The organism is Nocardia sp. NBC_00416 (assembly GCF_036032445.1).
GTDB lineage: Bacteria > Actinomycetota > Actinomycetes > Mycobacteriales > Mycobacteriaceae > Nocardia.
Window position 1 is genome coordinate 7,275,451 of the sequence record NZ_CP107932.1, and the last position, 26,271, is coordinate 7,301,721.

General features: G+C 67.7%; 25 protein-coding genes. 14 read left to right on the forward strand and 11 right to left on the reverse strand.

Features of this window, described 5'->3' with window-relative positions; translation table 11 throughout:
• Positions 1–651: 651 nt before the first annotated feature.
• On the forward strand, positions 652–1,092 hold the full coding sequence (locus OG804_RS31750; protein WP_328392350.1) for a 2-keto-3-deoxygluconate kinase: 441 nt from the start codon (positions 652–654) through the stop codon (positions 1,090–1,092).
• 87 nt (positions 1,093–1,179) lie between these two features.
• On the opposite strand, the gene trxA is transcribed toward OG804_RS31750, so the two are convergent.
• Together trxA and OG804_RS31760 are read right to left on the reverse strand one after the other, a co-directional pair.
• A complete protein-coding gene (gene trxA, locus OG804_RS31755) occupies positions 1,180–1,563 on the reverse strand; it encodes a thioredoxin (protein WP_328392351.1) in 384 nt (127 codons plus the stop codon).
• A 124-nt stretch (positions 1,564–1,687) separates the two neighbouring features.
• Positions 1,688–2,221, reverse strand: coding sequence for a 2'-5' RNA ligase family protein (locus tag OG804_RS31760; RefSeq protein ID WP_328392352.1), 534 nt, complete (start codon positions 2,219–2,221; stop codon positions 1,688–1,690).
• A 210-nt stretch (positions 2,222–2,431) separates the two neighbouring features.
• Here OG804_RS31760 and OG804_RS31765 point away from each other — a divergent pair, with 210 nt between their 5' ends.
• The 4 genes from OG804_RS31765 to OG804_RS31780 all read left to right on the forward strand — a co-directional run bounded on the left by OG804_RS31765 (position 2,432) and on the right by OG804_RS31780 (position 6,541).
• Positions 2,432–3,295, forward strand: coding sequence for an ABC transporter substrate-binding protein (locus OG804_RS31765; RefSeq protein WP_328398891.1), 864 nt, complete (start codon positions 2,432–2,434; stop codon positions 3,293–3,295).
• Positions 3,296–3,299: 4 nt separating this feature from the next.
• Positions 3,300–4,232, forward strand: coding sequence for an amino acid ABC transporter permease (locus tag OG804_RS31770; protein WP_328392353.1), 933 nt, complete (start codon positions 3,300–3,302; stop codon positions 4,230–4,232).
• Positions 4,229–5,005 (forward strand): amino acid ABC transporter ATP-binding protein, encoded by a 777-nt coding sequence (locus OG804_RS31775; protein WP_328392354.1) that lies wholly within the window; start codon positions 4,229–4,231, stop codon positions 5,003–5,005. Before OG804_RS31770 ends, OG804_RS31775 begins: the two co-directional genes overlap by 4 nt.
• A gap of 138 nt (positions 5,006–5,143) precedes the next feature.
• A complete protein-coding gene (locus OG804_RS31780; protein ID WP_328392356.1) occupies positions 5,144–6,541 on the forward strand; it encodes an FAD-binding oxidoreductase in 1,398 nt (465 codons plus the stop codon).
• A 41-nt stretch (positions 6,542–6,582) separates the two neighbouring features.
• Here the strand turns inward: OG804_RS31780 and OG804_RS31785 are convergent, their stop codons facing one another.
• The gene (locus OG804_RS31785) at positions 6,583–7,668 is read right to left on the reverse strand and encodes an isocitrate/isopropylmalate dehydrogenase family protein (protein WP_328392358.1); all 1,086 of its coding nucleotides are present in this window, start codon (positions 7,666–7,668) and stop codon (positions 6,583–6,585) included.
• Positions 7,669–7,829: 161 nt separating this feature from the next.
• On the opposite strand from OG804_RS31785, the gene OG804_RS31790 reads away from it, so the two are divergent.
• A complete protein-coding gene (locus tag OG804_RS31790) occupies positions 7,830–8,714 on the forward strand; it encodes an SPFH domain-containing protein (protein ID WP_328392360.1) in 885 nt (294 codons plus the stop codon).
• Positions 8,714–8,881, forward strand: a complete 168-nt coding sequence (locus OG804_RS31795; protein ID WP_328392362.1) for a hypothetical protein — start codon at positions 8,714–8,716, stop codon at positions 8,879–8,881. The genes OG804_RS31790 and OG804_RS31795 overlap by 1 nt, the downstream gene beginning before the upstream one ends.
• Before the next feature lie 168 nt (positions 8,882–9,049).
• On the opposite strand, the gene OG804_RS31800 is transcribed toward OG804_RS31795, so the two are convergent.
• Positions 9,050–9,940: a class I SAM-dependent methyltransferase gene (locus OG804_RS31800; RefSeq protein ID WP_328392364.1), complete on the reverse strand. Its 891-nt coding sequence runs from the start codon at positions 9,938–9,940 to the stop codon at positions 9,050–9,052.
• A 167-nt stretch (positions 9,941–10,107) separates the two neighbouring features.
• Between OG804_RS31800 and rpsA the strand changes: the two genes are divergently transcribed.
• On the forward strand, positions 10,108–11,574 hold the full coding sequence (gene rpsA, locus OG804_RS31805; protein ID WP_328392366.1) for a 30S ribosomal protein S1: 1,467 nt from the start codon (positions 10,108–10,110) through the stop codon (positions 11,572–11,574).
• Positions 11,575–11,638: 64 nt separating this feature from the next.
• Here the strand turns inward: rpsA and OG804_RS31810 are convergent, their stop codons facing one another.
• Positions 11,639–12,316 carry an NAD(P)-dependent oxidoreductase gene (locus OG804_RS31810; protein ID WP_328392368.1) on the reverse strand — a complete coding sequence of 226 codons (678 nt, stop codon included), beginning with the start codon at positions 12,314–12,316 and terminating at the stop codon, positions 11,639–11,641.
• 89 nt (positions 12,317–12,405) lie between these two features.
• Between OG804_RS31810 and OG804_RS31815 the strand changes: the two genes are divergently transcribed.
• Entirely contained in the window at positions 12,406–13,122 is a 717-nt protein-coding gene (locus tag OG804_RS31815) for a TetR/AcrR family transcriptional regulator (protein ID WP_328392370.1), read from the forward strand.
• A gap of 517 nt (positions 13,123–13,639) precedes the next feature.
• Positions 13,640–14,812, forward strand: coding sequence for a dephospho-CoA kinase (gene coaE, locus OG804_RS31820; protein WP_328392371.1), 1,173 nt, complete (start codon positions 13,640–13,642; stop codon positions 14,810–14,812).
• A 196-nt stretch (positions 14,813–15,008) separates the two neighbouring features.
• Here the strand turns inward: coaE and OG804_RS31825 are convergent, their stop codons facing one another.
• From OG804_RS31825 to OG804_RS31835, 3 genes are all read right to left on the reverse strand, one after another.
• Positions 15,009–15,797: an oxidoreductase gene (locus OG804_RS31825; RefSeq protein WP_328392372.1), complete on the reverse strand. Its 789-nt coding sequence runs from the start codon at positions 15,795–15,797 to the stop codon at positions 15,009–15,011.
• Between the two features lie 70 nt (positions 15,798–15,867).
• Positions 15,868–16,443 carry a TetR/AcrR family transcriptional regulator gene (locus OG804_RS31830; RefSeq protein ID WP_328392373.1) on the reverse strand — a complete coding sequence of 192 codons (576 nt, stop codon included), beginning with the start codon at positions 16,441–16,443 and terminating at the stop codon, positions 15,868–15,870.
• Between the two features lie 47 nt (positions 16,444–16,490).
• Positions 16,491–17,015, reverse strand: coding sequence for a DUF402 domain-containing protein (locus OG804_RS31835; RefSeq protein WP_328392375.1), 525 nt, complete (start codon positions 17,013–17,015; stop codon positions 16,491–16,493).
• 117 nt (positions 17,016–17,132) lie between these two features.
• On the opposite strand from OG804_RS31835, the gene uvrB reads away from it, so the two are divergent.
• A complete protein-coding gene (gene uvrB / locus OG804_RS31840; protein ID WP_328392377.1) occupies positions 17,133–19,325 on the forward strand; it encodes an excinuclease ABC subunit UvrB in 2,193 nt (730 codons plus the stop codon).
• Positions 19,326–19,354: 29 nt separating this feature from the next.
• On the opposite strand, the gene OG804_RS31845 is transcribed toward uvrB, so the two are convergent.
• A complete protein-coding gene (locus tag OG804_RS31845; protein ID WP_328392379.1) occupies positions 19,355–19,825 on the reverse strand; it encodes a VOC family protein in 471 nt (156 codons plus the stop codon).
• A gap of 404 nt (positions 19,826–20,229) precedes the next feature.
• Between OG804_RS31845 and OG804_RS31850 the strand changes: the two genes are divergently transcribed.
• The 3 genes from OG804_RS31850 (at position 20,230) to OG804_RS31860 (ending at position 22,368) form a co-directional block, all read left to right on the forward strand.
• Positions 20,230–21,108: an AraC family transcriptional regulator gene (locus OG804_RS31850; protein ID WP_328392381.1), complete on the forward strand. Its 879-nt coding sequence runs from the start codon at positions 20,230–20,232 to the stop codon at positions 21,106–21,108.
• A gap of 56 nt (positions 21,109–21,164) precedes the next feature.
• Entirely contained in the window at positions 21,165–21,578 is a 414-nt protein-coding gene (locus OG804_RS31855; protein WP_328392383.1) for a DoxX family protein, read from the forward strand.
• 337 nt (positions 21,579–21,915) lie between these two features.
• Positions 21,916–22,368, forward strand: a complete 453-nt coding sequence (locus OG804_RS31860; RefSeq protein ID WP_328392385.1) for a universal stress protein — start codon at positions 21,916–21,918, stop codon at positions 22,366–22,368.
• 86 nt (positions 22,369–22,454) lie between these two features.
• Here the strand turns inward: OG804_RS31860 and OG804_RS31865 are convergent, their stop codons facing one another.
• Positions 22,455–24,785, reverse strand: coding sequence for a HelD family protein (locus OG804_RS31865; RefSeq protein WP_442941697.1), 2,331 nt, complete (start codon positions 24,783–24,785; stop codon positions 22,455–22,457).
• 127 nt (positions 24,786–24,912) lie between these two features.
• Positions 24,913–26,247, reverse strand: a complete 1,335-nt coding sequence (locus tag OG804_RS31870) for a diguanylate cyclase domain-containing protein (RefSeq protein WP_328392387.1) — start codon at positions 26,245–26,247, stop codon at positions 24,913–24,915.
• Between the last annotated feature and the right edge of the window lie 24 nt (positions 26,248–26,271).

A 26,271-nucleotide genomic window follows, 5' to 3' on the forward strand; every position in this document is an offset into this window, starting at 1 on the left:
GTGTAGCGGTCGGAAACAGCGGCGAGTCCGGTATCGGTCGGCAATGGTTGTCGGCACGCGGGCCGGGACGACACCACACACGGCGATTCCCACATTCGCGCTGCGCGGCCGGGTCGACCGGTCGCGCGGGGCGCATACGAGCCGAGCCCGTGTCCCGAGTACCGACCGAGCCGGGATGCCGGCGTCCCAGTCTTCGCGACTGGGCCTACCCTTCCAACCCCGGCACCTCCTCGGACCTTTCGGTGCCGGTAAACCCTCGGCACGGTGCGAGGAAGCGGTGGTTCGAGTCTGGTTCGTCACGGAACAACTGCGCGAAGATCAGGTTGCGCGCCGGTGACCAGCGAGAATACTACTCGGCGGTAGAAGAAACGGCCCGCGAATGTGGTTGCCAACTGCCGGATGAGTCTTTATTGTCGGTTCCGTGCAAATCCTTGCCGACGGCCTGCGCGCCGCACCGATGGTCGCTGATCGCGACGGTGCGGCGCCTCTCCCGCGTACCGCGGGGTCGCCTCGTCGGCTACTTGCCGTAGTAGTAACCCGCCGTAGCGGGGTCTGATTCGGACCGGCCCCCTCGCTGCGGGCCCCCTTTTTCTTTCGACTTTTGCTGGTCCCCCCAACCTGCCGACCTTCTCTGGGAAGACCTACGTGCTGATGACCACACTGATTCTGGAAAACGACACCCTGACCACGGCCGCCCCTCGTAGTCTGCGCACCGAGTGCGCGGAATTGAGCGCGGCGCAATTCCACGACCGATACGGCGAATGCGACGGTCCGATCCGGCTCGCGGGCTGGTCGTCCACCGGCGCGCGCGACGGCGCGTTCGTCGCCACCCTCCAATTCGCGGGCTGGTCCCGCTCGGTCGTGGCGGCGGGTAGTCCGATCGCCGCCATGACCTCTGCCCTCTACGAGTCGGGCTACCCCGTCGAGATCCTGCGGTTCCATCAGCGACGGACTCCGGCGGGAACCGCGACCTTCGTGCAATGTGAGTGCGACGGCCGTCGCGGTTGGGGCGCCGCCCTCGCCGCGGACGGGGCGGAGTCGTCGGTGCGGGCGATGATCGCGAGCGTCAACCGCCTCGGCGCCCTGCGCTGACGGCCGGGCGGCCGGACCGGAACGCGGAACGACGGCGAGCTCTACACCATCCCCGGAAAGTGTGGAGCCCGCCGTCGTCCACCGATTCTATTCGGCCACTTCGCCGTTGGCCGACTGTTGTTCGGCGAGTTGTTTGCGGACCTCGTCCATATCGAGCTCCTTGACCTGGGACACCAGATCTTCGAGCGCCGCGGGCGGCAGCGCTCCCGGCTGCGCGAAGACGAGTACGCCTTCGCGGAAGGCCATGATGGTCGGGATGGACTGGATATTGGCGGCCGCGGCCAGGCCCTGTTCGGCCTCGGTATCGACCTTGCCGTGCACGACGTCGGGATGCTTGTCCGACGACGCGTCGTAGGTCGGGGCGAAACTGCGGCACGGTCCGCACCAGGAAGCCCAGAAGTCGACGAGTACCACGTCGTTGCTGGTGACTACATCATCGAAATTCTGCTGCGTCAGCGTCTGGGTGGCCATGACGTCCTCTCGTGGTCGGTTTCAGGCTGTAACGCCGGCCCCGGCCGCGGTGTTCCACGGCGGTGTCGTACGCCACCGGGTTTCCACCCTACGTGTCGTGACCGGGCGATGTGGCCGGCTCCGGTCAGCTGTGTTCGGCGACCGCCCACGCCCGGCGCTGGTCGCCGTCCCAGCGCCGGATGCCCACCACGGTCGCGGTGATATCCCGGTCGGCGGCGACCGCCGCCACTGCCTCGCCGATCCGTTGCGGGAGGATCCGGCGGGCCAGGGTGATATGCGGCATCCAGTGGTTCGGCCGCAGGTTGGCCGGGATGTCGGGGCACGGCTCCACCACCTGGTACACCCGCCGATGCCATGCCAGCAGCTGTTCCGAGGGCACCACCGCCCGCACCAGGATCGGCCGGCGGGCCCCGAACACCAGGACTCCCCCGACGCGCACCGGAAACGGACGGAAGGGCAAGCGGTCCAGGTCCTGTTCGATCCGCGGCCAGATCTGTCGTGCTACCGCGACGGTGATATGCGGCCGGTGGCTTTCGGTGTCACTGTCGCGCCTGCCCTGCCCGAGTCCGGGCAGGCCCGCTTCGGCGAGCAGTTCCCACTCGCGCCGGATACGCCGTTCCGCCGCGTCGTCGAGCAGTAATTCCACCGACTGCACCATGATCTGCAGACGGTAGCGGGTCGGGCGCCGCGTGATCGAAGGATGGTCCGGACCCGCGCCGCGCCGGATCAAACTTGGGTTACACGCAGTGCCCCGCGCGTGGCGGTCGCCTAGTGTGCCTGACAACGTCGACGATGGGGCGAGGTCCACGATTCTCGCGAGCGGCAGGTGGTGGCGGTGGCTGATCGATCCGGTACCCGGGTGCGGCGGATGCTGTGCGGGCTGGCGGGCGCGGTGCTGGTCGCCGGATGCGTGACCAATATCGAAGACACGGGGCCGGTTCCGCCGAAAGTGGCGGTGCGGACCGTGGACGCGCTCGCCGCGCGGGTGCCACCCGATGTCGCGGCCGCCGGTGAGGTGGTGGTCGGGGTCAATGTGCCGTATCAACCGAACGAGTACCGCGACCGGCACGGTGCGATCGTGGGTTTCGATATCGATCTGATGGACGCGGTCACCGCGGTGCTCGGAATCCGCGCCCGCTACACGGAATCGGCGTTCGAGAAGATCATTCCCGCGGTGCAGGCCGGGACCAACGACATCGGGATGTCCTCGATCACCGATTCGGTGGAACGGGAGGAACAGGTGGATTTCGTCACCTATTTCAGTGCCGGGGTCCAGTGGGCCCAGCGCACCGGCCACCCTGTCGATCCGGAGAACGCCTGCGGCAGAAGGGTCGCTGTGCAGGCGACCACGGTGGAGCACATCGAAGAGGTCCCGGCCAAGAGCGAACGCTGCGTCGCGGCGGGGAAGGACCCGATCATCATCGACGCGTTCGACGAACAGAGTGCGGTCACCAACGCGCTGGTACTCGGGCAGGTCGACGCGATGTCGGCGGATTCCCCGGTGGCCGCCTACGCCATCAAACGGACCGACGGCAAGATCGAACCGGCCGGGCCGGTGTTCGATTCGGCCCCGTACGGATGGGCCGTCCCGAAGGGTTCGCCGTTGGGGCCCGTGCTGCGCGACGCGGTGCAGTACCTGATGGACAACGGGCAGTACCGGAAGATCACCGAGAACTGGGGCGTCCAGGCGGGTGCCCTGCGCACTTCCGTGATCAACGGCGCGAGGAGTTGACGCGATGACCGCCGATTCGAATGTGACCGCCGGTGCGGCGTCCGAGCCGAAGCCGATCGAGGCGATACCGCTGCGCCATCCGGGGCGGTGGGCGTCGGCGGTGGTCATCCTGGCGCTGGCCGGCCTGTTCGTCTACGGCGCCGCCACCAACCCCGCCTACCACTGGGACGTGTACTGGCGGTACCTGCGGGATTCCCGCATCGCCGCGGGCGCCGTGGTCACCTTGGAACTCACTGTGCTCGCGATGGTGATCGCCGTCGTGCTGGGCACGCTGCTGGCAGTGATGCGTTTATCGCCGAACCCGGTGTTGCGGGCGACGGCGTGGGTGTACCTCTGGGTGTTCCGCGGCACCCCGGTGTATGTGCAACTGGTGTTCTGGGGGCTGGTCCCGTCGCTGTACCAGAACGTCGCGTTCGGTGTGCCGTTCGGTCCGCGCCTGCTCGAGGTCGATGTCCAGAGCTTGCAGGCCGGGTTCGCGTTCGCGGTGATCGGGCTGGGACTCAATGAGGCCGCGTACATGGCCGAGATCGTGCGCGCCGGGATCAGCTCGGTCGGGGAAGGCCAGCGCGAGGCCTCGACGGCGCTCGGTATGTCCTGGTCGCAGACCATGCGCCGGACAGTGCTGCCGCAGGCCATGCGGGTGATCATCCCGCCGACCGGCAACAACCTCATCAGCATGCTGAAGACCACATCGCTGGTCACCGCGATCCCGTTGAGCACCGATCTGTTCGGCCGGGCCCGCGATATCTACGGAGTGAACTTCCTGCCGATCCCGTTGCTGCTGGTCACCGCGACCTGGTATCTGGCGATCACCAGCGTGCTGATGGTCGGCCAGTACTACCTGGAGAAATACTATTCGCGCGGGATATCCCGGCAGTTGACCGCGAAACAGCTCCAGGAACTGGCAGACGCGCAGGGGAAGGCACGGTCGAAATGAGTGCGACGAGTGCGGAGCCGATGGTTCGCGCGGACCGGGTCTGCAAGAGTTTCGGGGCGCTGCGGGTGCTCAACGGGATCTCGCTGGAAGTCCGGCGCGGGCAGGTGCTGTGTCTGATCGGGCCGTCGGGCTCGGGAAAATCCACCTTCCTGCGCTGTATCAACCATCTGGAACAGGTCGACGCGGGCCGGTTGTACGTGGACGGTGAACTGGTCGGCTACCGCGAGAAGGGTGGCAGGCTCTACGAGCTGCACCCCGGAGAGGCCGCGCGGCAGCGGCGCGAGATCGGCATGGTGTTCCAGCATTTCAATCTGTTCCCGCATCGCACTGTGCTCGCCAACATCATCGAGGCGCCCACCCAGGTCAAGCGAGTCCGCAAGGCCGTCGCGGTGTCCAGGGCGAGGGAACTGCTGGATCGGGTCGGGCTGGCGGACAAGGCCACGGCCTATCCGGCGCAGTTGTCCGGTGGCCAGCAGCAGCGCGTGGCGATCGCCCGCGCGCTCGCGATGGACCCGAAATTGATGCTGTTCGACGAGCCCACCTCCGCGCTGGATCCGGAACTGGTCGGCGAAGTGCTCACGGTGATGCGCGAACTCGCCGATTCCGGGATGACGATGGTCGTGGTCACCCACGAGATGGGTTTCGCACGCGAGGTCGCCGACCAGTTGGTGTTCATGGACGGAGGAGTGGTGGTGGAGGCCGGGCCGCCCGGTGATCTGCTGGCGGCCCCGGAACACGAGCGCACCAAGGCTTTTCTTTCCCGCCTGCTGTAGGCGCGCGGCCCGCGTGAGTGGGAACTGGCCCGGTGCGCGACGGTGGTGAGTGGTCGCCGAAGGTTCATAACTGCCGTTCATCGTCGTCAGAAGAACCAACTGTTTCACTTATGGCCGCGGCTGCGGAATCGTCGAGCCATGGGAGAAATCGCAGTTGGGAGGACCGAGCCTGCCGCCGCGGCGGCCGCCGACGCACTCGCCGCGTCCGCGGTACCGGTCTTCGGCCCGGGCGAGGACGGGTACAACGCCGAGGTCGACGGGTTCCAGACCGCGTACCGGCACCGCCCGGCGCTGGTGGTGGCCGCGCGGCACGCGCAGGATGTGCGGGCAACCGTCGAGGTCGCCGCCCGGCACGATCTGCCCGTGGCGGTACAGGCCACCGGCCACGGGCTCTCGGTCGCCACCGAGAGCGGCCTGCTGATCAGTACCCGGCGCCTGATCGGTATCGATATCGATCCGGCGACCGCGAGCGTACGGATCGGCGCCGGGGTACGGGCCGGTGCACTGATCGAGGCGGCGGCACGGCACGAGCTCGCGCCGCCGACCGGTTCGTCGCCGTCGGTGGGCGTGGTCGGATACGTGCTCGGCGGCGGAGTCGGGCTGCTGGCCCGGACATTCGGCTACGCCGCCGAGCACGTCCGCGCGATCGAACTCGTCACCGCCGACGGCGCGGTGCGCCGGCTGCGGCCCGGTGACGAACTCTTCGGCGCCGTGCTGGGCAGCGGTGGCAATTTCGGTGTCGTGACGGCACTGGAACTGGGTCTGCTTCCGGTCACCGCGGTGTACGGGGGCCAGCTCGTCTTCGACACCGGCCTGGTCCCGCACGCACTCGAAGTGTGGCGCGAGTGGAGCGCGACCGCGCCCGATACGGTCACCTCGACCGTCGCCATGCTGGCCTTCCCGGATATCCCGCCGGTCCCGGCTCCGCTGCGCGGCCGTTTCGCCGCATCGATCCGGATCGCCGCGGTGGGCGACGCCGCCGCGGGTGCGGAAGCGGTCGCGCCGCTGCGGGCGATCGGTGCGGCGCTGCGGGACGATCTTCGGAGCATGCTCTACAGCGACTCGCACACTATCCACTCCGACCCGGATCATCCGCACGCCTACGCGGCGACCAACGCCCTGCTCGACGAATTCACGCCGGAGGCGCTCAGGGCGCTGCTCGCGGTGGCCGGACCCGATTCCGGGTTCGGCGGCGTGATCGATATCCGGCAACTCGGGGGCGCGTTGCGCGATCGCCGGCAGGCCGGTCTCGCGGTGGATCACCGTTCGGCCGGTTACGTGGTCCGGGTGATCACCATGCCGGAAGCCGGTGACGAACCGGACGCGCCACCCGGCGAGGTGGTGCGGGCGGCGCTGGCGCCGTGGACCGTCGGCCACAACCTGGGGTTCCTGTACGGCGCGGGGTACGCGGCCGGAGAAGCGCAGACCAGGGCCGGGTATCACGCCGACACCTACGACCGGCTCGCCGCGCTGAAGGCGAAGTACGACCCGCACAACATGTTCCGCTTCAACCGCAATATCCGACCGGCGGAGTGACCGCGGCCGGCCGGCGATGTCCCGAAGTCGTCGGTCGGGGCTCACCAGCGATGGACGCGGGCGGTGACATGCTCGGTGAATTCGCTGGTCGATGCGAGGCCGCCGAGATCCGCGGTGGCGATACCGGCCTCATAGGTGGCGGCCACCGCCCGCTCGATCCGGTCGGCCGCGCGCGCGAGCACCGGCTCGCCGCGCCGGGTCGCCAGCCAGCGCAGCAGCATGGCCGACGAATGGTGCAGTGCCACGGGGTTGGCGCGGTTGTGGCCGGCCAGATCGGGGGCGGCGCCGTGCACCGCCTGCGCCATGGCCCGCGTCTCGGAGCAGTTCAGGGACGCGGCGGTGCCCAGTGAACCGGCGAGCTGAGCGGCGAGATCGGAGAGGATGTCGCCGAACAGGTTCTCGGTGACCAGGACATCGAAATCGCCGGGGGAGCGGACCAGGTGGGCAGCGGCCGCGTCGACGTGTTCGTCGTTCACCCGCACCTGCGGATACCCCCGCGCGACCTCGTAGCACGTATCGCGGAAGAGCCCCATCGTCAGCGGCAGCACATTCGCTTTGTGCACGATCGTCACCTGCCCGCGCCGGGCGGTGGCCAGCCGGAACGCCTCGTGCGCGATCCGTTCGGAGGCCGCGCGGGTCACCAGTCCGACCGAGAGCGCGATATCGGGGGTGGGGCAGAATTCGCCGGACCCCACCGCCATGTTCCGGTCGGCGTAGAAGCCTTCGCTGTTCTCGCGCACGATCACCAGATCGATTCCGGGCGCGACCGCGGCGATCCCCGGAATCGCGTGCACCGGGCGAATATTGGCGTGCAGGGCGAAATGCCGCCGGATCGCGCCCCCGGGCGCGACGCGGTGTTGCGGGGGATAGGAGGCGTTGTCGTGCGGGCCGAGGATCCATCCGTCAGTGTCGCGCAGTCCGGTGAGGGTGACTTCCGGTAGCGCCGAACCGAATTCGTCGATCGCCTGCCGGCCCATCGGCAGGGGGACCCAGTCCACCGGCGCCGCGTCCGCCGCGGCCAGTGCCTCGTCCACCACTCGTCGGGCCGATCCGACCACCTCGGGCCCGATGCCGTCGCCATCGATGAGTCCGAGCCGCAGCGGCCGCCCTGGCTTCGTCTGATCCATCCGGCCATGGTCGCAGGACCGGGCGGCGGGATCCGCCGACGGGCCGGTTCCACCCCCGGTCGGCCGATATTCGGGCCGGCCCGAATATCGGGTCGCTGCCTTGTCGGCCCGGCCGCCGCGTTGCTATCGTAGTGATATCACTTTGATAGAGGGAGGATGTCATGACTTTCCGGAATGCCGTTCGGGTCAACGGCTTCGTGGTTCTGCTGATCTGGCTCGTGCTCACCATTGCCCTGGCGGCGGTGGCAGTGGCGGGATTCGCGGCCGTCGCGCAGCAGCGGAACGCCCCCGCGCTCGCCGGGGCGATCGTCGCCTGTGTGCTGGGGGCGGGGCTGCTGTTGGGGATCACGGGCCTGACCGTGGTGAACCCGAACGAGGCCAAAGTCGTCCAGTTCTTCGGCCGCTACGTCGGCTCGGTGAGCGATCCCGGTTTCTTCTCGGTACTGCCGCTGACCGATCGCCGCAGCATCTCGTTGCGGGTCCGCAACTTCGAAACCCAGAAGCTCAAGGTCAACGACGCCGACGGTAACCCGGTGGAGATCGCGGCGGTCGTGGTCTACAAAGTGGTCGACAGCTTCAAGGCCGCCTTCGCCGTTGACGACTACGAGGAATACGTGGAAACCCAGTCCGAGGCCGCGGTCCGGCACCTGGCCACCACCCACCCCTACGACGCGCACGACGCCGACCGCACCAGCCTGCGCGACGGCGCCGAGGTCGCCGAGGAACTCACGGTGGAGCTGCGGGAACGTACCGATACCGCGGGTATCGAGGTCATCGAGGCACGGATCACCCACCTCGCCTACGCGCCGGAGATCGCCCAGGCGATGCTGGTCCGGCAGCAGGCCGCGCAGGTGGTGGCCGCGCGGACGCAGATCGTCGAGGGAGCGGTGGGCATGGTCGGGCTGGCACTGGAGCGGCTCACCGCCCAGGGCATGGTGGAGCTGGACGAGGAACGCAAGGCCAACATGGTGTCGAACCTGCTCGTGGTGCTGTGCGGTGACCGGCCGACCCAGCCGGTGGTCAATACGGGATCCCTGTACAACTGATGGTCGAGCGTAAGAAGGTCCTGCTCCGGCTCGACCCGGCGGTCTACGACGCGGTCGCGAAATGGGCCGCTGACGATCTGCGCAGTGTCAACGCTCAGATCGAGTTCGCCATCCGGCGCGCGCTCGAACAAGCCGGGCGGCCGCCGCGGCCGCCGCGCGGCGAATAACGCCACCCTTGGGCCCCGAACTCACGCTGCGGCACGGTTCGGGGCCGAAGGCATGGGGATCCTCGCCTGCTGTACCGCGCCTGCGCTGGCACCGGGCTGGATCCTTCCGGTCATATCGGAAATATGGGCAGATCCACACGCGGAGGGAATGCGCTCGCCCGGATGACCTCAGTGCTGTAGATACCGCGCGGAATCGGGCAGCCGCGGCTTATGGCTTACGAAAATCGCGGTCCCGGGAAAGAGCTGTCCCCGCAACGGGCTCCATTGGCCCCATTCGCGGTCCAGCCATTCCGGCCAATCGGGCTCGACGATATCGTCGAGAACCAATCCCGCCGATACTATTTCCCGGACTCTGTCACCGATGGTGCGATGGTGCTCTACATAGGTGCACCGGCCCGCGCTGTCGATTTCGGTGTACGGCGTGCGGTCGAAATAGGGGATCACCGCTTCGAGGCCGTCTGGGCCGGGATCGTCGCGGAATATCCAGCGCATCGGATGGTTCACCGCGAACACCCAGCGGCCACCCGGTCGCAGCACCCGGGCGATCTCGCGCATGACCAGCGCGGAGTCGGCGACGAACGGCACCGCGCCGAAGGCCGAACAGGCCGCGTCGAACGATTCGTCCGCGAACGGAAGGGCCTCCGCGCCGGCCTGGACCAACGGCACCCGGGGCCCGCCCCGGTCCATGGCGGCAAGCCCCCGTGACAGCATTCCCCTCGAGATGTCCAGTCCCACCGGCCGAGCGCCCTGCCCGGCCAGCCAGCGGGCGCACGGCGCCGAACCGCAGCCGACCTCGAGGATTCGTTTCCCGGTGATCTCGCCGAGGAAGCGCATATCGCCCTCGTGCAGGCCTTCCGGGCACCACACGAATTCGCCGCCGACGCTGTCGGCGCCCAGGAATTCCCCGTGCGTATCGTGGTACTGGCCGGCGTCGGCATCCCACCAGCGCCGGTTCGCGCGTTCGCTCTCGCTCGATCCGACCCGCAAACGCGCCGCGCCCGCGGTGCCCAGTAGTTCGGTGGCCTGAGCGTGGCGATCTTGAACGAGGTCGTCGGACACGAACCGAAGCCTATAGTTCCGCTGCGGGGGGTCGTTTGCCCGCCCGGTTCCGGGTCGCGTACGCTGAACGCGCAAGTGATCACACCTGGAGCAGCTGGGTGTATCGCAGCGTACCGAAAGTCTCAATGTCCGCAACCGATCACAATCCGTCCGGAGCAAACCGCCACATGCCCACCACCGTCACCTCGCCGCAGGTAGCCGTTAACGACATCGGCTCTGCGGAGGATTTCCTCGCCGCCATCGACGCCACGATCAAGTACTTCAACGACGGCGATATCGTCGAAGGAACCATCGTCAAAGTCGACCGCGACGAGGTCCTGCTCGACATCGGTTACAAAACCGAAGGCGTCATTCCGTCTCGCGAGCTCTCCATCAAACACGATGTCGACCCGAACGAGGTCGTTTCCGTGGGCGATGAGGTGGAGGCTCTTGTCCTCACCAAGGAGGACAAAGAGGGTCGCTTGATCCTGTCCAAGAAGCGGGCGCAGTACGAGCGCGCCTGGGGCACGATCGAGGAGCTCAAGGAGAAGGACGAGGCCGTTCGCGGCACTGTGATCGAGGTCGTCAAGGGCGGTCTGATCCTCGACATCGGGCTGCGCGGCTTCCTGCCCGCGTCGCTGGTCGAGATGCGCCGCGTCCGCGATCTGCAGCCGTACGTCGGCAAGGAGATCGAGGCCAAGATCATCGAGCTCGACAAGAACCGCAACAACGTGGTTCTGTCGCGCCGGGCCTGGCTGGAGCAGACCCAGTCCGAGGTGCGCAGCGAATTCCTGCACCAGCTGCAGAAGGGCCAGGTCCGCAAGGGTGTGGTCTCCTCCATCGTCAACTTCGGCGCCTTCGTCGACCTCGGCGGTGTCGACGGTCTGGTGCACGTCTCCGAACTGTCCTGGAAGCACATCGATCACCCGTCCGAGGTGGTCGAGGTGGGCAACGAGGTCACCGTCGAGGTCCTCGACGTCGATCTGGACCGCGAGCGGGTCTCGCTGTCGCTGAAGGCCACCCAGGAAGATCCGTGGCGCCAGTTCGCCCGCACCCACGCCATCGGCCAGATCGTGCCGGGCAAGGTCACCAAGCTGGTGCCGTTCGGCGCGTTCGTCCGCGTCGAAGAGGGCATCGAGGGCCTGGTGCACATCTCCGAGCTCGCCGAGCGCCATGTCGAGGTCCCGGACCAGGTCGTGGTCGTCGGCGACGACGCGATGGTCAAGGTCATCGATATCGACCTGGAGCGTCGCCGGATCTCGTTGAGCCTCAAGCAGGCCAACGAGGACTACAGCGCGGAGTTCGATCCGTCGAAGTACGGCATGGCCGACAGCTACGACGAGCAGGGCAACTACATCTTCCCCGAGGGCTTCGACGCCGAGACCAACGAATGGCTCGACGGCTTCGACAAGCAGCGCGAAGAGTGGGAAGGCCGTTACGCCGAGGCGGAGCGCCGGCACAAGATGCACACCGCGCAGATGGAGAAGATGGCAGCCGACGCCGCGGCCGAGGCTGTCAACGGCACCGGTGCGTCGAACTACTCCTCCGAGAGCGGCGCGCAATCGCCCTCCAGCCCGCCGGAGTCGGGTGGCGGTTCGCTGGCCAGCGACGCCCAGCTCGCGGCCCTGCGGGAGAAGCTCTCCGGTAACGCCTGAGGCGTTCCGGTAGCGAAGTAGCAGAACAGAAGACCCCGGTCCTGATGGACCGGGGTCTTTTGCGTCAGTACCCGACGGTGAACCGGCGCTGGATGTGCCGCGGCGTCCGGACCTCGTCGAGCAGCGCCACCGCCACATCCTCGGCGGAGATATCGCGGCCGCCGGTATCGAGCAGTTGATCGCCTCCTACCCGGAAACGGCCGGTGCGCTCGCCGGGGTCGATCCGGCCCGACGACGGGCTCAGATAGGTCCAGAGCCGGTTCGAGGTGCGATAGACATCGAGCGCGTCCCGCAGTGCGGATACGACCCGGTGGTACTCCCGGGGAACGCCGAGGTTGCGGGGCAGATTGTCGGCGAAATCCGGTTCGTCCACCAGTTGGCGTCCGGGCGCTATCTCGAGGCTGCCCGCGCCGCCGACGACGAGGACCCGGGTTTCCGGATGCCGGGCCAGCGCCGCCACCATCGCTGACGCGCCCACCACGAAGTCCTCGGCTCGTGCGATCGTATCGTCGATTCCGTGCCCGGCGTTGACGGCGCTGATCACCACATCCAGACCCGCGATCCCCGTCGAGATGCTGTCCGCGTCGCGCCAATCGGCCACCTGCCAGGCCACCTCGCCCCGGTCGTCCGGGATCCGGGACTCACTGGTGGTGAATCCCCGCACGGTATGGCCGCGGCGTATCGCCTCGACGGCCACCCGCGAGCCGATGACGCCCGTGGCGCCGAAAACTCCGATATGCATGACCACTCCTGGGTACGTGCCGTGCATTTACTACACGGCGTTCAGAAACTTCACGGTGAATCTTATCCGCACTCTGTAGAGTGTCAACCGTGGCCGAGGTTGTGATGAGTCGCCGGGAACGTCTGCGGGTGGAAACGGCGCAGGAGATCAAAGCGACCGCGCTGCGGCTCCTCGCCCAGGGCGGACCCGACGCGATCGCGTTGCGGGCGATCGCCCGGGAGATGGGGATGACCGCGGGCGCCGTCTACGGGTATTACGCGACTCGCGACGAACTGATCTCGACCCTGATCGCCGATGTCTACACAGCCGTGGTCGATCGCCTCGAGGCGGCACGGGACGCGGTCTCCGCGGACGACCCCGGCGCCCGGATCGTCGCTTGGGGTGAAGCGGTGCGCGAATGGGCAGTGGAACGCCCGGCGGAATTCCGGCTCATCTACGGTGATCCGGTTCCCGGTTACCGGCCGCCCCCGGGCGGTCCCGCCGTCGAGGCGGAACTGCGGGCCTGCACCGGTTTGGTCGGTCTGGCGGCGGCAGTGTGGCCGCGGCGGTCGGACCGGGCGGAGGACTCCGGCTTCGAATGGACCGATTTCGCTCCGGAGCTCGTCGCGCACGTCCGGTCGGATTTCCCGGACCTGCCGCCCGCCGGACTCGCGCTCGCACTGCGGATGTGGGGTCGAATGCACGGCCTGGTCGCGCTCGAGGTGTACGGCCATCTACGGCCGCAATCGGCTGATCCGGCGAAACTGTTCCGCGCGGAAATGCATGATGTGATCCGTGAACTGGGGTTTCGGCCGCCTGTGGGGTGAACAGTATTCCCGCGTGGCGGGTTCGGCGGACGGGAGGCCGCCGGACGGGTATACGGCTCGGCGGCCGCGGAGACAACAGTGGCCCGGTCCGGAGACCGGGCCACCGTTGTCCGTCGCGCACTAACCTGCCGGGACCGGGACCCAGCGCGGCCAGACAATCGACGGACGCGGGCGATGAGCGGCGAGACTATGGCGGGAAGCGACCGTGTAGGTGCTGAGCCAGGAGCGGCGACTCTTCGCCAGGAATGCCGCGACGGCCGGAATCGCGAGACAGTGCACACGACCCGCCGATCCCAGCCGGTGCCGGCCTGTGCGGTAGTGCCTGATGCGCATGCTCGTTCCTTTGCTATCCGTGACAGAAGCTGTGAATCGGTGCCTGCACTCAGGCCGAAGACTAGCCCAGAAACTGGCGTAATCAGGACATTTGTGCCGTTCGACCTCACCTGGGCGTGTCGAGAGGGTATGGCGCGAGTAGCCTCGCCGCCGGTTCGGCGTACTCGGATGCGAGACTGGGCGAATGTTACGAATCGGCCTCACCGGCGGTATGGGCGCGGGCAAATCGACGGTCGCGCGGGCCCTCGTGGCGCGCGGCGCGGTGCTCATCGACTCCGATGTCATCGCCCGGGAAGTAGTCGCGCCCGGAACCCCCGGGCTCGCCGCTCTGGTCGAGGCGTTCGGCGAGGATATCCTGGCTGCCGACGGCAGCCTCGATCGTCCGGCCCTGGCGGCCAGGGCATTTCGCGACGACGAATCCCGCGCGACGCTGAACTCCATCACTCATCCGCGGGTGGGGCAGCGCACCGCCGAACTGCTGGCGGCGGCCGCGCCGGATGCCATCGTGGTCCAGGATGTCCCGCTGCTGGTGGAAAACCATATGGCGCCTTTTGTGAACCTGGTGCTCGTGGTGGACGTCGCCGCCGAGACCAGGATCCGGCGGCTCGTCGAGTTCCGTGGTGTACCCGAGGACGACGCGCGGGCGCGGATCGCCGCGCAGGCCACCGACGAGCAGCGGTACGCGGCCGCGGATGTGCTGCTGGACAACAACGGTCCCACCGGAGTGGTCGAGGAAACCGTGGCCCGGCTCTGGGACGAGCGGCTGGTGCCGTTCGAGGCGAACCTGCGCGGAGCTGTCGCCGTACGTCCGCACCCGCGGGTAGTGGAGCCGGTCTCGGCGTGGGCGGCCCAGGCCGAGCGGTTGATCGCCAGACTGCACGTGGTGTGCGGCGCCGCGGCACAGCGGATCGATCACGTCGGACCGACCGCGGTGCCGGGCATGCCCGGGCGCGATCTGCTCGACCTCCAGATCACCGTGGCCGACCTGTCCGCGGCCGATGACATCCGGGACGCGCTGGCGGCGGCCGGTTTCCCGGTGGTGGTGGGCGCGGGGGCCGCCGAGACGATCGCCGTTCCGGGCGATGAGCACGTCGGTGCCGCGGGCGGGTCGGAGCGTGTGCACGGCAGCGCCGATCCGGGGCGTCCCGCCACCGTGTACGTGCGCGCCGCGGGGACGCCCGCGCAACAGTTCGCGCTGGAGTTCCGTGATCGGCTGCGCGCGGATGCGCGGGTTCGTGCCGACTACGCCGAGGTGCTGCGCGAGGCCGCGGCGCAGGCGGCCGGGTTCGCCGGGGACGCGGCGGAGAACGCCTACCGGGCAGTGGTGCGCGACTGGATCGGTTCGGCTGGTCGCTGAAGTGCCGCGTGCCTGATCCGGCCGTGTCTCCGGACGAATCGAGTCGGCCGCCGGCTCGGACCGGCGAGTTTTCATACCGGCCAGGTGAATTCGGGATCGGTCTCGCACTCGCGCCGCCGCTGGTCGGGCGGCACGGGTCTCGGGCGAAGGCGCGGACCCGTGCCGGTTGTCCGGGCACGGGCCGTCGCCGGTGTACTCAGCTGGTCTTCACGGTGCCGCCGTCGATCACATAGTCGGCGCCCAGGATATTGGCCGCTTTCTCGGAGGCCAGGAATGCCACCAGCGCGGCCACCTCCTCGGGCTCGGTGATCCGTCCCGAACTGATGCCGAACTCCTGCGGGACGGCGGCAAGGAACTCCTCGTGCCCGATGCCGCCGGCGGCGGCGACCTTTGCGCCGAAGCTGTCGGCTCCGCGCCACAGCGAACTGCCGACCACGCCGGGTGACACGGTGTTCACCCGGACGCCCTGCGGACCGAACTCTTCGCTCAGGCGTTTGCTCAGCGCCGTCAGCGCCGCCTTCGCCTCGCTGTAACCGGCGGGTCCCACTGCGGGAAGACGCGAGTTGATCGAGGAGATGTTGATGATCGCGCCGCGCCGCTCGCGGATGCTCGGCAACGCGGCCCGGGTGCTCCACACGGCACTGAACAGGTTGAGGTCGAACAGCTTCCGCCACTGCTGATCCTCGATATCGAGGAAGCCGCCCAGGGTCAGTTCGTCGGCGTCGCCGCCGCCGACGTTGTTGACCAGTATGTCGATTCCGCCCATATCGGATAATGCGGCCTCCACCACCGCGGTGGCCCCCTCGGGCGTACTCAGATCCGCGGAGACGGTGGTGTCAGCGACCGCCTTCAGTTCCGGGGTGATGGTTCGGGCCGCGCCCAGTACCCGCACGCCTTCGGCGGACAGTGCCTGGGCGACTGCCAGACCGATACCCCGGCCGGCTCCGGTGACCACGGCGGTCTTTCCGGTCAATTCGAGATCCATGGTTGAACCTTTCTTGAACTGTAGGTCAAAAATGTGGGCATGAGGAAGCGCCGTGCGAATGATCGAACGGTCAGAGAGTTGTCAGGGCGGTGTCGATGATGCGGTGCAGGCCGGGCCGGTCGTAGGTCTTGGCCATCACCCGCAGTCCTGCGATGGTGTTCATCAGGAACTCCGCGTATGTCCGCGGATCCGTCCCGGCGTCGATATCTCCGTCGCGCCGCCCTGTGGCAATCCGCTCCTCGAGGGCGCCGGCGACGTGATCCTGCATGATCTGCACCGCCCGGGTGATTTCCGGGTCATCCGTTCCGAACTCGGTCGCGGTGTTCACGGCCAGGCATCCGCGCCGCTGCGGATGTGCGAGATCGGTGTCCACGAGGTGGCGCAGGAAAGCGCCGATGCGCTCCCGTGTGGTTCCGGGCCGGGCGAGGAATTCCTCGGCGCGGGCCTGTCCGAGTTCGTCGTATCGGGTGAGTGCCCGCTGGAACAGTTGTCGTTTGCTGCCGAAGCTGTGGTAAAGGCTGCCCTTGCCGATTCCGGTTGCCTCGGCGAGGGCAGCCGGTGAGGTGTTGGCGTAGCCGTGGGTCCAGAACGCCTCCATCGCCCGGTCCACGACCGTGTCCGGTTCGAAGTTGCGTGGTCTTCCCATGGCGAGGACTCTATCCAGTTGTTGACCTGAAGGTCAATAAATTGCGCTCATTGCCAGGTCAAGGACATGCCGAGGGACGCCGTCCACGCCTGGAAATCGTATTCGTGGGCGGCGATGCCGTCGATTGCCCGGGTGGCCGTGGCCACCGCTTTCTCGGCGGCGGCCGCGTCGAGAAGGCCGGCCGCATGAGCCGCCAGGAGCTCGTCGACATCCAGCAGCAGAGTCTCCCGTCCCGTCCGTACGACCAGGTCCAGATAATGATCGACCGAACGCCATTTCTTCGGTCCGACCTCGCCGAATTCACCGATATCGACGTAATAGTCCTGGTCGCGCATATGGGCGGGATGGAAATGGAAGACCGTTGCGCGCAGATCGAGTGCGGGCAACAGCCAGGATTCCAGGTAGTGGAACTGTGGATGGTCGGCGGTGCGCGCCATGTACAGCCCCCAGGGTTCGAGATGGTAGCGCTCCACGTCGCGGACGAAGCCTTTCGGATCGGTGTTCGTCAGTTCCGCGATATCGAAGTACTCCACCTTGGGCCGGTGAACGTCCACGCTGGTTGCCTCTGTCACAGCTGCTGAAGCTACCGCAGCACGGTGCCCGCCGCGGCTCGGTATCCGCGCCCGGTGAGCTGCGGCGGCATGCGAGGAGGGCGGAATCGTGTCGGTGCCGGCGCTTATTCTTGGGGTATGGCATTCGCAACCGAACTCCGTGCGGCCGGCGTCACCGGAACCGAGGCCGACGGGGAGACTCCGCTGGCGAAATCGGAGTTCCGGCCGGTCGGCGAGATCGAACGCACCGGCGGGCGGTTCGAGGTCGTCAGCCCCCATCAGCCGGCCGGCGATCAGCCCGCGGCGATCGAGGAACTGGAACGCCGGATCAACGCGGGCGAACCCGATGTGGTGCTGTTGGGCGCCACCGGTACCGGTAAATCGGCGACCACGGCCTGGCTCATCGAACGGCTCCAGCGGCCGACTCTGGTGATGGCCCCGAACAAGACGCTCGCGGCGCAGCTGGCCAATGAATTCCGGGAGATGCTGCCGCACAACGCGGTCGAGTATTTCGTCTCCTATTACGACTATTACCAGCCCGAGGCGTATATCGCGCAGACCGATACCTATATCGAGAAGGACAGCTCGATCAACGACGATGTGGAGCGGCTGCGCCATTCGGCGACCTCCGCGCTGCTGTCCCGCCGGGATGTGGTGGTGGTCGCGTCGGTGTCCTGTATCTACGGTCTGGGTACACCGCAGTCGTATCTGGATCGGTCGGTGCTGCTCGAGGTGGGCTCGGAAGTCGACCGTGACGCGTTCCTGCGGATGCTGGTCGATGTGCAGTACACGCGCAACGATATGTCGTTCACCAGGGGGTCGTTCCGGGTACGCGGCGATACCGTCGAGATAATCCCGTCCTACGAGGAACTCGCGGTGCGCATCGAATTCTTCGGTGACGAGATCGAGGAACTCTATTATCTGCATCCGCTGACCGGGGATGTGGTGCGCAAAGTCGATACGGTGCGTATCTTCCCGGCCACTCATTATGTGGCGGGCCCGGATCGGATGGAGCGAGCGGTCGTCGATATCGAGGCCGAACTCGAGGAACGCCTCGCCGAACTCGAGCGCAAGGGCAAACTACTCGAAGCCCAGCGGCTGCGAATGCGGACCCAGTACGACCTCGAGATGATCCGGCAGGTCGGGTTCTGCTCCGGTATCGAGAACTATTCGCGCCATATCGACGGCCGGCCCGCCGGTTCGGCGCCCGCCACCCTGCTCGACTACTTCCCCGACGATTTCCTCCTGGTGATCGACGAATCGCATGTCACCGTCCCGCAGATCGGCGGGATGTACGAGGGGGACATGTCGCGTAAGCGCAACCTCGTCGAATTCGGGTTCCGGCTCCCGTCGGCTGTGGACAACCGCCCGCTCACCTGGGAGGAGTTCGCCGGGCGGATCGGCCAGGCCGTCTACCTGTCCGCCACCCCGGGCGATTACGAACTCGGCCGGGTGGGCGGTGAGGTCGTGGAACAGGTGATCCGTCCCACCGGCCTGGTCGATCCGCAGGTTCTCGTCAAACCCACCAAAGGGCAGATCGACGACCTGCTGCACGAGATCCGGTTGCGCACCGAACGCGATGAACGCGTCCTGGTCACCACGCTGACCAAGAAGATGGCAGAGGACCTGACCGACTATCTGCTCGGGCTCGGCGTGCGGGTGCGGTACCTGCACTCCGAGATCGACACCCTGCGCCGGGTGGAGTTGCTGCGCCAGCTGCGGCTCGGCGAATACGACGTGCTGGTCGGCATCAACCTGCTGCGCGAGGGTCTGGACCTGCCCGAGGTCTCGCTGGTCGCCATACTGGACGCCGACAAGGAGGGCTTTCTGCGCAGCACCAAGAGCCTGATCCAGACCATCGGCCGCGCTGCCCGCAATGTCTCGGGGGAGGTGCACATGTACGCGGACAAGATCACCGATTCGATGCGCGACGCGATCGACGAGACCGACCGCCGTCGTACCAAACAGCTCGCCTACAACGAAGAGATGGGGATCGATCCGCAGCCGCTGCGCAAGAAGATCGCCGATATTCTCGATCAGGTCTACTCCGAAGCCGCCGACGGCGTGGAGGTCGGCGGGTCCGGCCGCAACGCCAGTCGAGGTCGCCGCGCCCAGGGCGAACCGGGCCGGGCGGTCAGCGCGGGAATCGTCGAGGGTCGCGATATCAAGTCCATGCCGCGCGCCGAGCTGGCCGATCTGGTCGCCGAACTCACCGACCAGATGATGAACGCGGCCCGCGAGCTGCAGTTCGAACTCGCGGGCCGGCTCCGGGACGAGATCGCCGACCTCAAGAAGGAGCTGCGCGGTATGGACGCGGCCGGGTTGCAATGAACGGTTCCGGCGCGCGGCCCACGGCGCGGTCAGCCCTGGGTGGCCATCCACTCGCTCACGCGCCGCTCGGCCTCCTCGCGGGTTACGTCCTCCACCTTGGTCATCACGACCCAGCGGTGACCGAACGGGTCCAGCAGCGCTGCGTACCGGTCACCGGTGACGAAGGTGGCCGGATCCTCGGCGACCTTCGCGCCGTGTTCGCGGGCACGTGCGATCACGCCGTCGACATCCGGGCAATAGTGCACGAGAGAGGTGTGCACCCAGTCACCGGTCGGCGCCAGGACGTTCTGGTCCGGCACCGGGCCGCCCAGTTGGAGGGTGGAATCGCCGATCTTCAGTTCGGCGTGGGCGGGCTGTCCGTCGGGCATATCGTTGCGGGAGACCACCTCGGCGCCGAACACCGCGGAGTAGAAGTCGATCGCGGCATTGCCGTCGCCGACCGCGATGAAGCAGGTGATCGAGTGGTAGCCGGCGGGGATGGGATTCACTGTTTCGCTCATATCCTCGACTCTGCCGGGGCGGGCGGCCGAGATCTTGTAAGAAAGCGACAGCCCGCGGCGCCGGGAGATCGGGCCGGTCGGGCACGCGGGTCGGCCTTCGGCGCCCGTGCCGGCGGTGCACGCCGGGTGTGGCCCCGACCCGGCGACGGTTGCGGTTGCGCCGGGCGCTGCGCCGATGCCGAGCCGGTCGGTGGGCGCGCCCGGCCACGAGAACATTGTGGCCGGGCCGGCGTGGCCGGACGGGTGATCGAGGCTCAGGCCGGATCGCCCGACCCGATGCGCCCTGCCACGGGGCCCGCCGCGCCACGGCTCGCCGCGGCCGTAGCGGCGCCCGTCCCATCGGAACCTGGGCACGCGAAATCGAGGCGTCCGGCGACCGTTCGCCGTAACCCGTGTGGTCGGCCATGACCGACCGAGCGGAGGTGGGAAGCGGGGTGCCCGCGCCCGGTGACCGCAAGGCGATCCTGCACCCGCACGAACAGGAACGCTATCGGAGCTTGAACCGGCTCCCGGCCGACGGCCGGGTCGCCGCGTACGTCGAGTGGTACTGGTCGGTGCGCTGGGATATGCGCGGCCGCGCCCCTTACTTCGCCGAGGTCCTCCCGTACCCGTGTGTGCACCTGACCTTCGAACAGGACGGTGACCGGCGCGGGGGTTTCGTCAACGGTGTCTGCACCAGGAAATTCGTTCGCGAACTCAGCGGTAGCGGGGAAACCTTCGGGGTGCGATTCCGGCCCGGTGGATTCGGGGCCTTCACCGGCCTCGATGTCGGAGCATTCCGGGATCGCGCGGTCCCCTTGGCGGAGGTGATGCCCGATATCGGCGACCTGGTCGACCGGGTGCTGGCCGAACCCACCGACCCCGGCCGCCGGCGTGTGGTGGAGGACCATCTCGCGACCCGCCCGCACCCCGACGACCCCAATTTCCGGCTCGTCTCGCGTATCGCCGCCGCGATGTCCGACGATCCGGAGCTGACCAGGGTCGACCAGGTCACCGAGCGGTTCGGGGTACCGGTGCGGACTTTGCAGCGTCTCTTTCGCCGCTATATCGGTGCGGGTCCGAAATGGGTGCTGCGGCGATATCGATTACAGGACGGGGCGGACCTGCTGGCCCGCGGTCGCACCGCGGATCTCGCCGCGCTCGCGGCCGAACTCGGGTATTTCGATCAGGCGCATTTCACTCGTGAGTTCACCGCCGAAGTCGGAATGGCTCCGCTGGAATATGCCAAGAATTCGTTACGCTCGCGCGATGAGGTGACCTCGAAGGTGCTGCCTGCCTCATAATCGATGTGAACATCTCACGTAGGCGGTACCTGTCGGCGACAGATGAGGAGCTGAACATGGATGTCGTGGTGTTGATCGGCCGGGTGATGTTCGTCATTCTCTTCCTGAGCTCGGCACTGGGGCATTTCACCCAGACCAAGGCCATGGCCGGTTACGCGCAGGCCAAGGGCGTACCCATGCCGGAGATGGCGGTGCGGGCCTCGGGGCTGCTCATGCTGCTGGGCAGTATCAGCATTCTGTTCGGGATCTGGGCCGACCTGGGCGCACTGCTGCTGTTGATCATGCTGGTTCCGACCATGATCATGATGCACGCTTTCTGGAAGGAAACCGACGCCGAGGCCACCCAGATGGAGACCATCCAGTTCAACAAGGATCTCGCGCTGGCCGGCGCCTGCGTCATGCTTTTCGCGTTTTTCGCGCACACCGATGAATTGGGCCTGACGATAACGGGTCCGCTGTTCTCGCTCTGACCGTCGGCGTAATAGTGCCCGGCGCCCCGCCACGTACCGGCGGGGCGCCGGGCACTGTGAGGAAAATCCCACGGGCTCAACAGTGTTCGTATTCCTTGTGATCGCTCACAGGTTTGCGCCCGACTGAGCGAGAATCACCAGGTAGACACGGCCGTCTATCGGTCGGCCCGGCGAAATGTGAAACACCACCGCTGCCACCGACGTATGTGATGTACAACGAATCCGGATATTCCGGCGTTCGATACGGCTATGGTCTACGCAGTCGCTGCACCGTTGCCCGACTTTCCACGAGCTTCCGGCGCAGCCGCGTTTATACCCCGCACAGTTGGAGGAGAGAATGACCGCCTACCGGACCATTGTCGTCGGTACCGACGGCTCGGACTCGTCGTACGTCGCAGTGGAGAAGGCCGCCTCACTGGCCGGCGCCGCGGGTTCGACGCTGATCGTGGCCTGCGCCTACTACCCGACCGACGACCGTGACGTCGCCGCCGCGAGCGATATGCTCAAGGACGAGGCGTACCAGGTTCGTGGTTCGGCGCCCACCAACGAGATTCTGCGCGTCGCGCGGGACCGGGCGACCGCCGCGGGCGCGAAGGAGATCGTCGAAAAGGCGATCGTGGGCGAGCCGGTCGAATCCCTGCTGAATCTGATCCGGGAAACCCAGGCGGATCTGCTCGTCGTCGGCAACCGCGGCTTGAACACCCTGGCCGGGCGGTTGCTGGGCTCGGTGCCCTCGGACGTGGCGCGCAAATCCAAATCCGACGTCCTGATCGTGCACACCGTGCGCTGATTTCGTCCCGCGATACGCCCTCGCCCCGCCCAGGACAACAGATCCGGGCGGGGCGAGGGCGTATTGCTGATACGGTCCCGGCCGGGTCAGTCGGTCAGTCGGCTCAGCTCCGGAGGCAGATCCTCGCTGTGCACCACGGTGAGCCGCTGAGTGGCCCGGGTCAGGGCGACGTACAGATCGTTGTGGCCCCGGGGCGATTCGGCGATCACCGTATGCGGTTCCACCAGATACACCGCGTCGAACTCCAGGCCTTTGGCTTCGGTCACCGTCAGCACTCGCACGGATTCGCTTGCCAGACCCGATAATCCGTCGAGCTGCCCGGCCGGCGCCAGTACCGCGGCGGTTCCGGGCCCCCGCTCCTCGGCGAGCAGCCCGGCCAGAGTCGCCTCGACCTGCGCAGCCGGCACCCGATGCGCACGCGGCAGGTGCCCGGAATCACGGACCGAGCGCGGCACCCGGGCGTCGGGATCGATGGCGGCGAGCACATCCGCCGCCACCGCCATGATCTCCGACGGGGTGCGATAGTTCACGGTCAGTTCCGTGCGCTTCCAGCGCCGCGCCACGTACGGCTCCAGCATCTGTGACCACGAGCGCGCGCCCGCCGGATCGCCGGTCTGCGCGATATCGCCGACGACGGTGATCCATCGGTTCGGAATTCGCCGCATCACCATGCGCCAGGCCATCTCCGACAGTTCCTGCGCCTCGTCCACGATCACATGGCCGTAGGTCCAGGTCCGGTCGCCCGCGGCACGTTCGGCGGTGGTCTGCCGGTTGCGCACCTGCTGGCGTTCGGCGAGCTGGCTCGCGTCGATGAGGTCGTAGGCCATGAGGATCTCGGGGTCCAGTTCGTCCTCGATGTCCTGCGGAGCCGAACCGGTCAGGATGTCCAGGGCGTCCTGGGCTTCGGCGAGCTGGGCGCGCCAGCGTCGCCGGGCGCGTTCGCGTTCCTCGGCGTCGTCGGTGCCCAGCAGCTCGGCCAGTTCGTCCAGCAGCGGTGCGTCGGCGGGGCTGAACTCGCCGGTGCCGGTGCGCACGAGCTCCGCGCGGTCGGCGGGATCGAGCAGTTTGCCGGCGGCGCGCTCCAGGCGTCGCGGGTCGGCGAACAGCTCGCCGAGCACCTGCTGCGGGGTGAGCAACGGCCACAGCTCGGCGAGGACGCGCTGGACCTTGGGGTCGGCGCGCAGTTCGTCGCTGATCTCGGACAGATCGGCCGCGCTGAGCAGGCTGCGGCCGTTGCCGGCCGGATCCGCGCCCATGGTGTGCGCCAGCTGGTCGGTGAGGGCTTCGATCACCATCGACGCGAAGATCGGGCGGGCCAGATTGTGCGCCCGGCGCGAGGAACGGGCCCGGCCGCGCGCGCGGGTGACGATCTTGCGGTCCACGGTGACCGGGTAGCCGTCGAAACTCAGCATGATCGGCTCGTCGGGCACCTGCTGCCGGTCGCGCACGGCGTTCTTCAGAATGTCCAGCACACTCGTGGAGCCCTTGATCTCCCCGGCGCGCAGCGAATCCGACCGGGTGGCCTTCACTCCCGGGTAGAGGTCGCCGATGGTGGACAGCAGGACACCGGTTTCACCGAGCGAGGGCAGCACCTGACCGATGTAGTCGAGGAAAGTGGCGTTGGGGCCGATGATCAGCACGCCGCTCTTGGCCAGCTGTTGCCGGTAGGTGTAGAGCAGATACGCGGCGCGGTGCAGGGCCACGGCGGTCTTACCGGTGCCCGGCCCGCCCTGCACCACGAGCACGCTCTTGTGCTCGGCCCGGATGATCGCGTCCTGTTCGCTCTGGATCGTCTCCACGATGTCGGACATCTGCCCGGTGCGCGCGGCGTTCAGCGCCGCCAGCAGCGCGCTCTCACTACCGACCCCGCCCTCCGACGCGGTGGCCCCGGCCTGCCGCGCCACCTCCAGATCGAGGTACTCGTCATTGACCGCGGTGACCCGGCGGTTGCGTGAGCGGATGTGGCGGCGGCGCAGCACTCCGTCCGGCGCGGCGGTGGTGGCCAGGTAGAACGGCCGGGCCAGCGGTGCACGCCAGTCCAACAGCAGCGGTTCGTAGTCGTTGTCCTCGTCGAGGATGCCCAGGCGGCCGATGTACCGCTGCTCGGCGTTGCTGTCGTCGTCGGCCAGATCGATCCGGCCGAAGCACAGGCCGTGTTCGGCGGCATCGTATTTGGCCAGGTCCTCGGTGTAGAGCTGGGTGAACGATTCGCGTTCGGTGCGGGCCTGCGGAGTCCCGCCGGTTTCCAGCAGCACGGTGCGCAGCCGTTTATCGGCGTAGGCGCGCATACCGTCGAGCCGCTCGTACAACACCGACAGATACGCCTGCTCGTGATCGAGGTCCCGTGTCGCCGTGTCCGGGGGCGCCTCGTCGGGGGCCAGGGCGGTGGGGCGTTCCTCGGTGCGGTTATCGGGCAAGTTCTGACTCCTTCTCACCCACGGCCCGACGGGCTCGGCGGGACACGGCGGGATCGCGTGCACAGAGTTGTCGAGTCTACTGTGGGTTCGGATCGGATGGTGTTTCCGCAGGTCGTCCCAGTGCGGGTCAGGAGGCGTTGGTGTTGTCGCCGCGCCGTCCGCGTCCCAATGCGCCATCGCGCGGCCCCGGTGGTTTGGCCTCGTACATGGCCACATCGGCGTCGTGCAGAACCGCCTCCGGCGTGCGCGTATCGCCGGGCTCCAGGGTGGTCACGCCGATGGACGCGTTCACCGCGATCCGGTGCCCCCGGGCGACGATCGGTTCGGCCATGGCCGCGCGCAACCGGCGGACCAGCGGCTCGAGCTCCTCGTCGCCGGGCCGTCCGGCCAGCAGGACGAGAAATTCGTCACCGCCCAGGCGGCCCACCAGGTCCTCGGCGCGCAACGCGCGCTGGAGCCGATGGGCCACGATCCGCAGCACGGTGTCCCCGATGGCGTGCCCCATGGTGTCGTTGATCGATTTGAATCCGTCGAGGTCGATGAACATCACGGTGGACACCCGCTGGTGTGCGCCGCTGGCCGCGAGCGCCCCCGACAGCTGGGACAGGATCAGCGACCGGTTCGCCAGGCCGGTGAGCGGATCGTGGGTGGCCTGGTATTCCAGCTGGCGGCGGCTGGCCAAGTACTCGGTGATATCGGCGAACGAGCACACCGCCGCCGTGCCCCGCTCGTCGGGATTCAGCAGCCGGCTCGATACCGCCAGCCAGCGCCGCTGGCCGTCCGGGCGGACGATCGCGAACACGAAGGCGGTGATGGTCTCGCCGGTCGTGAGGGTTCGCGCCACCGGGTGACGGGTCCGGGGCATGGGCCGGCCGTTGGCGTCGAGCAGTTCCAGGGGCAATTCGTTGATATCGGAGCCGACCAGCTGTGTCTGGTCGTCGATACCGAAGATCCGCCGGGCGGCGGGGTTGGCCGAGGCGATGGTCCCGTCCCGGTAGATGACCGCCACCCCTTCCTCGAGTTGCGATACCACTGTCGTGAAGTGCTGTTCGGCCCGGCGCTGGGCGCGCTCGGCGGATTTCTGTGCGCTCAGATCGTGGATGACCACCTGATAGGCCAGCCGATCGTGCCAGGCGGTGAGGACCGAGACGGTCTCCACCGGCACCTCGCGGCCGTCCAGCGCGAGCAGGGTCATCTCGGTGGATTCGGAGGCGATACCGGTCGCGGTGAGGCCCGCTATGCGCTCGTACATGGGTTGGCGGAAGTCCGGGTGCACGAATCGGATGATGTTCTGGCCGAGGACCTCGGCGAGATTCTTGGCGCCCATGATCCGCAGGGCCGCGGGGTTGGCGTAGACGACGATGCCGCGTTCGTGGACACAGATGCCGTCCGGGGAGTGCTCGACCAGGGAGCGATACCGATGCGCGAGCTGCTCGGCGGCGGAAGCCCTGCGCTCCTCCATACCAACCCCCATCGTCGGTTGACC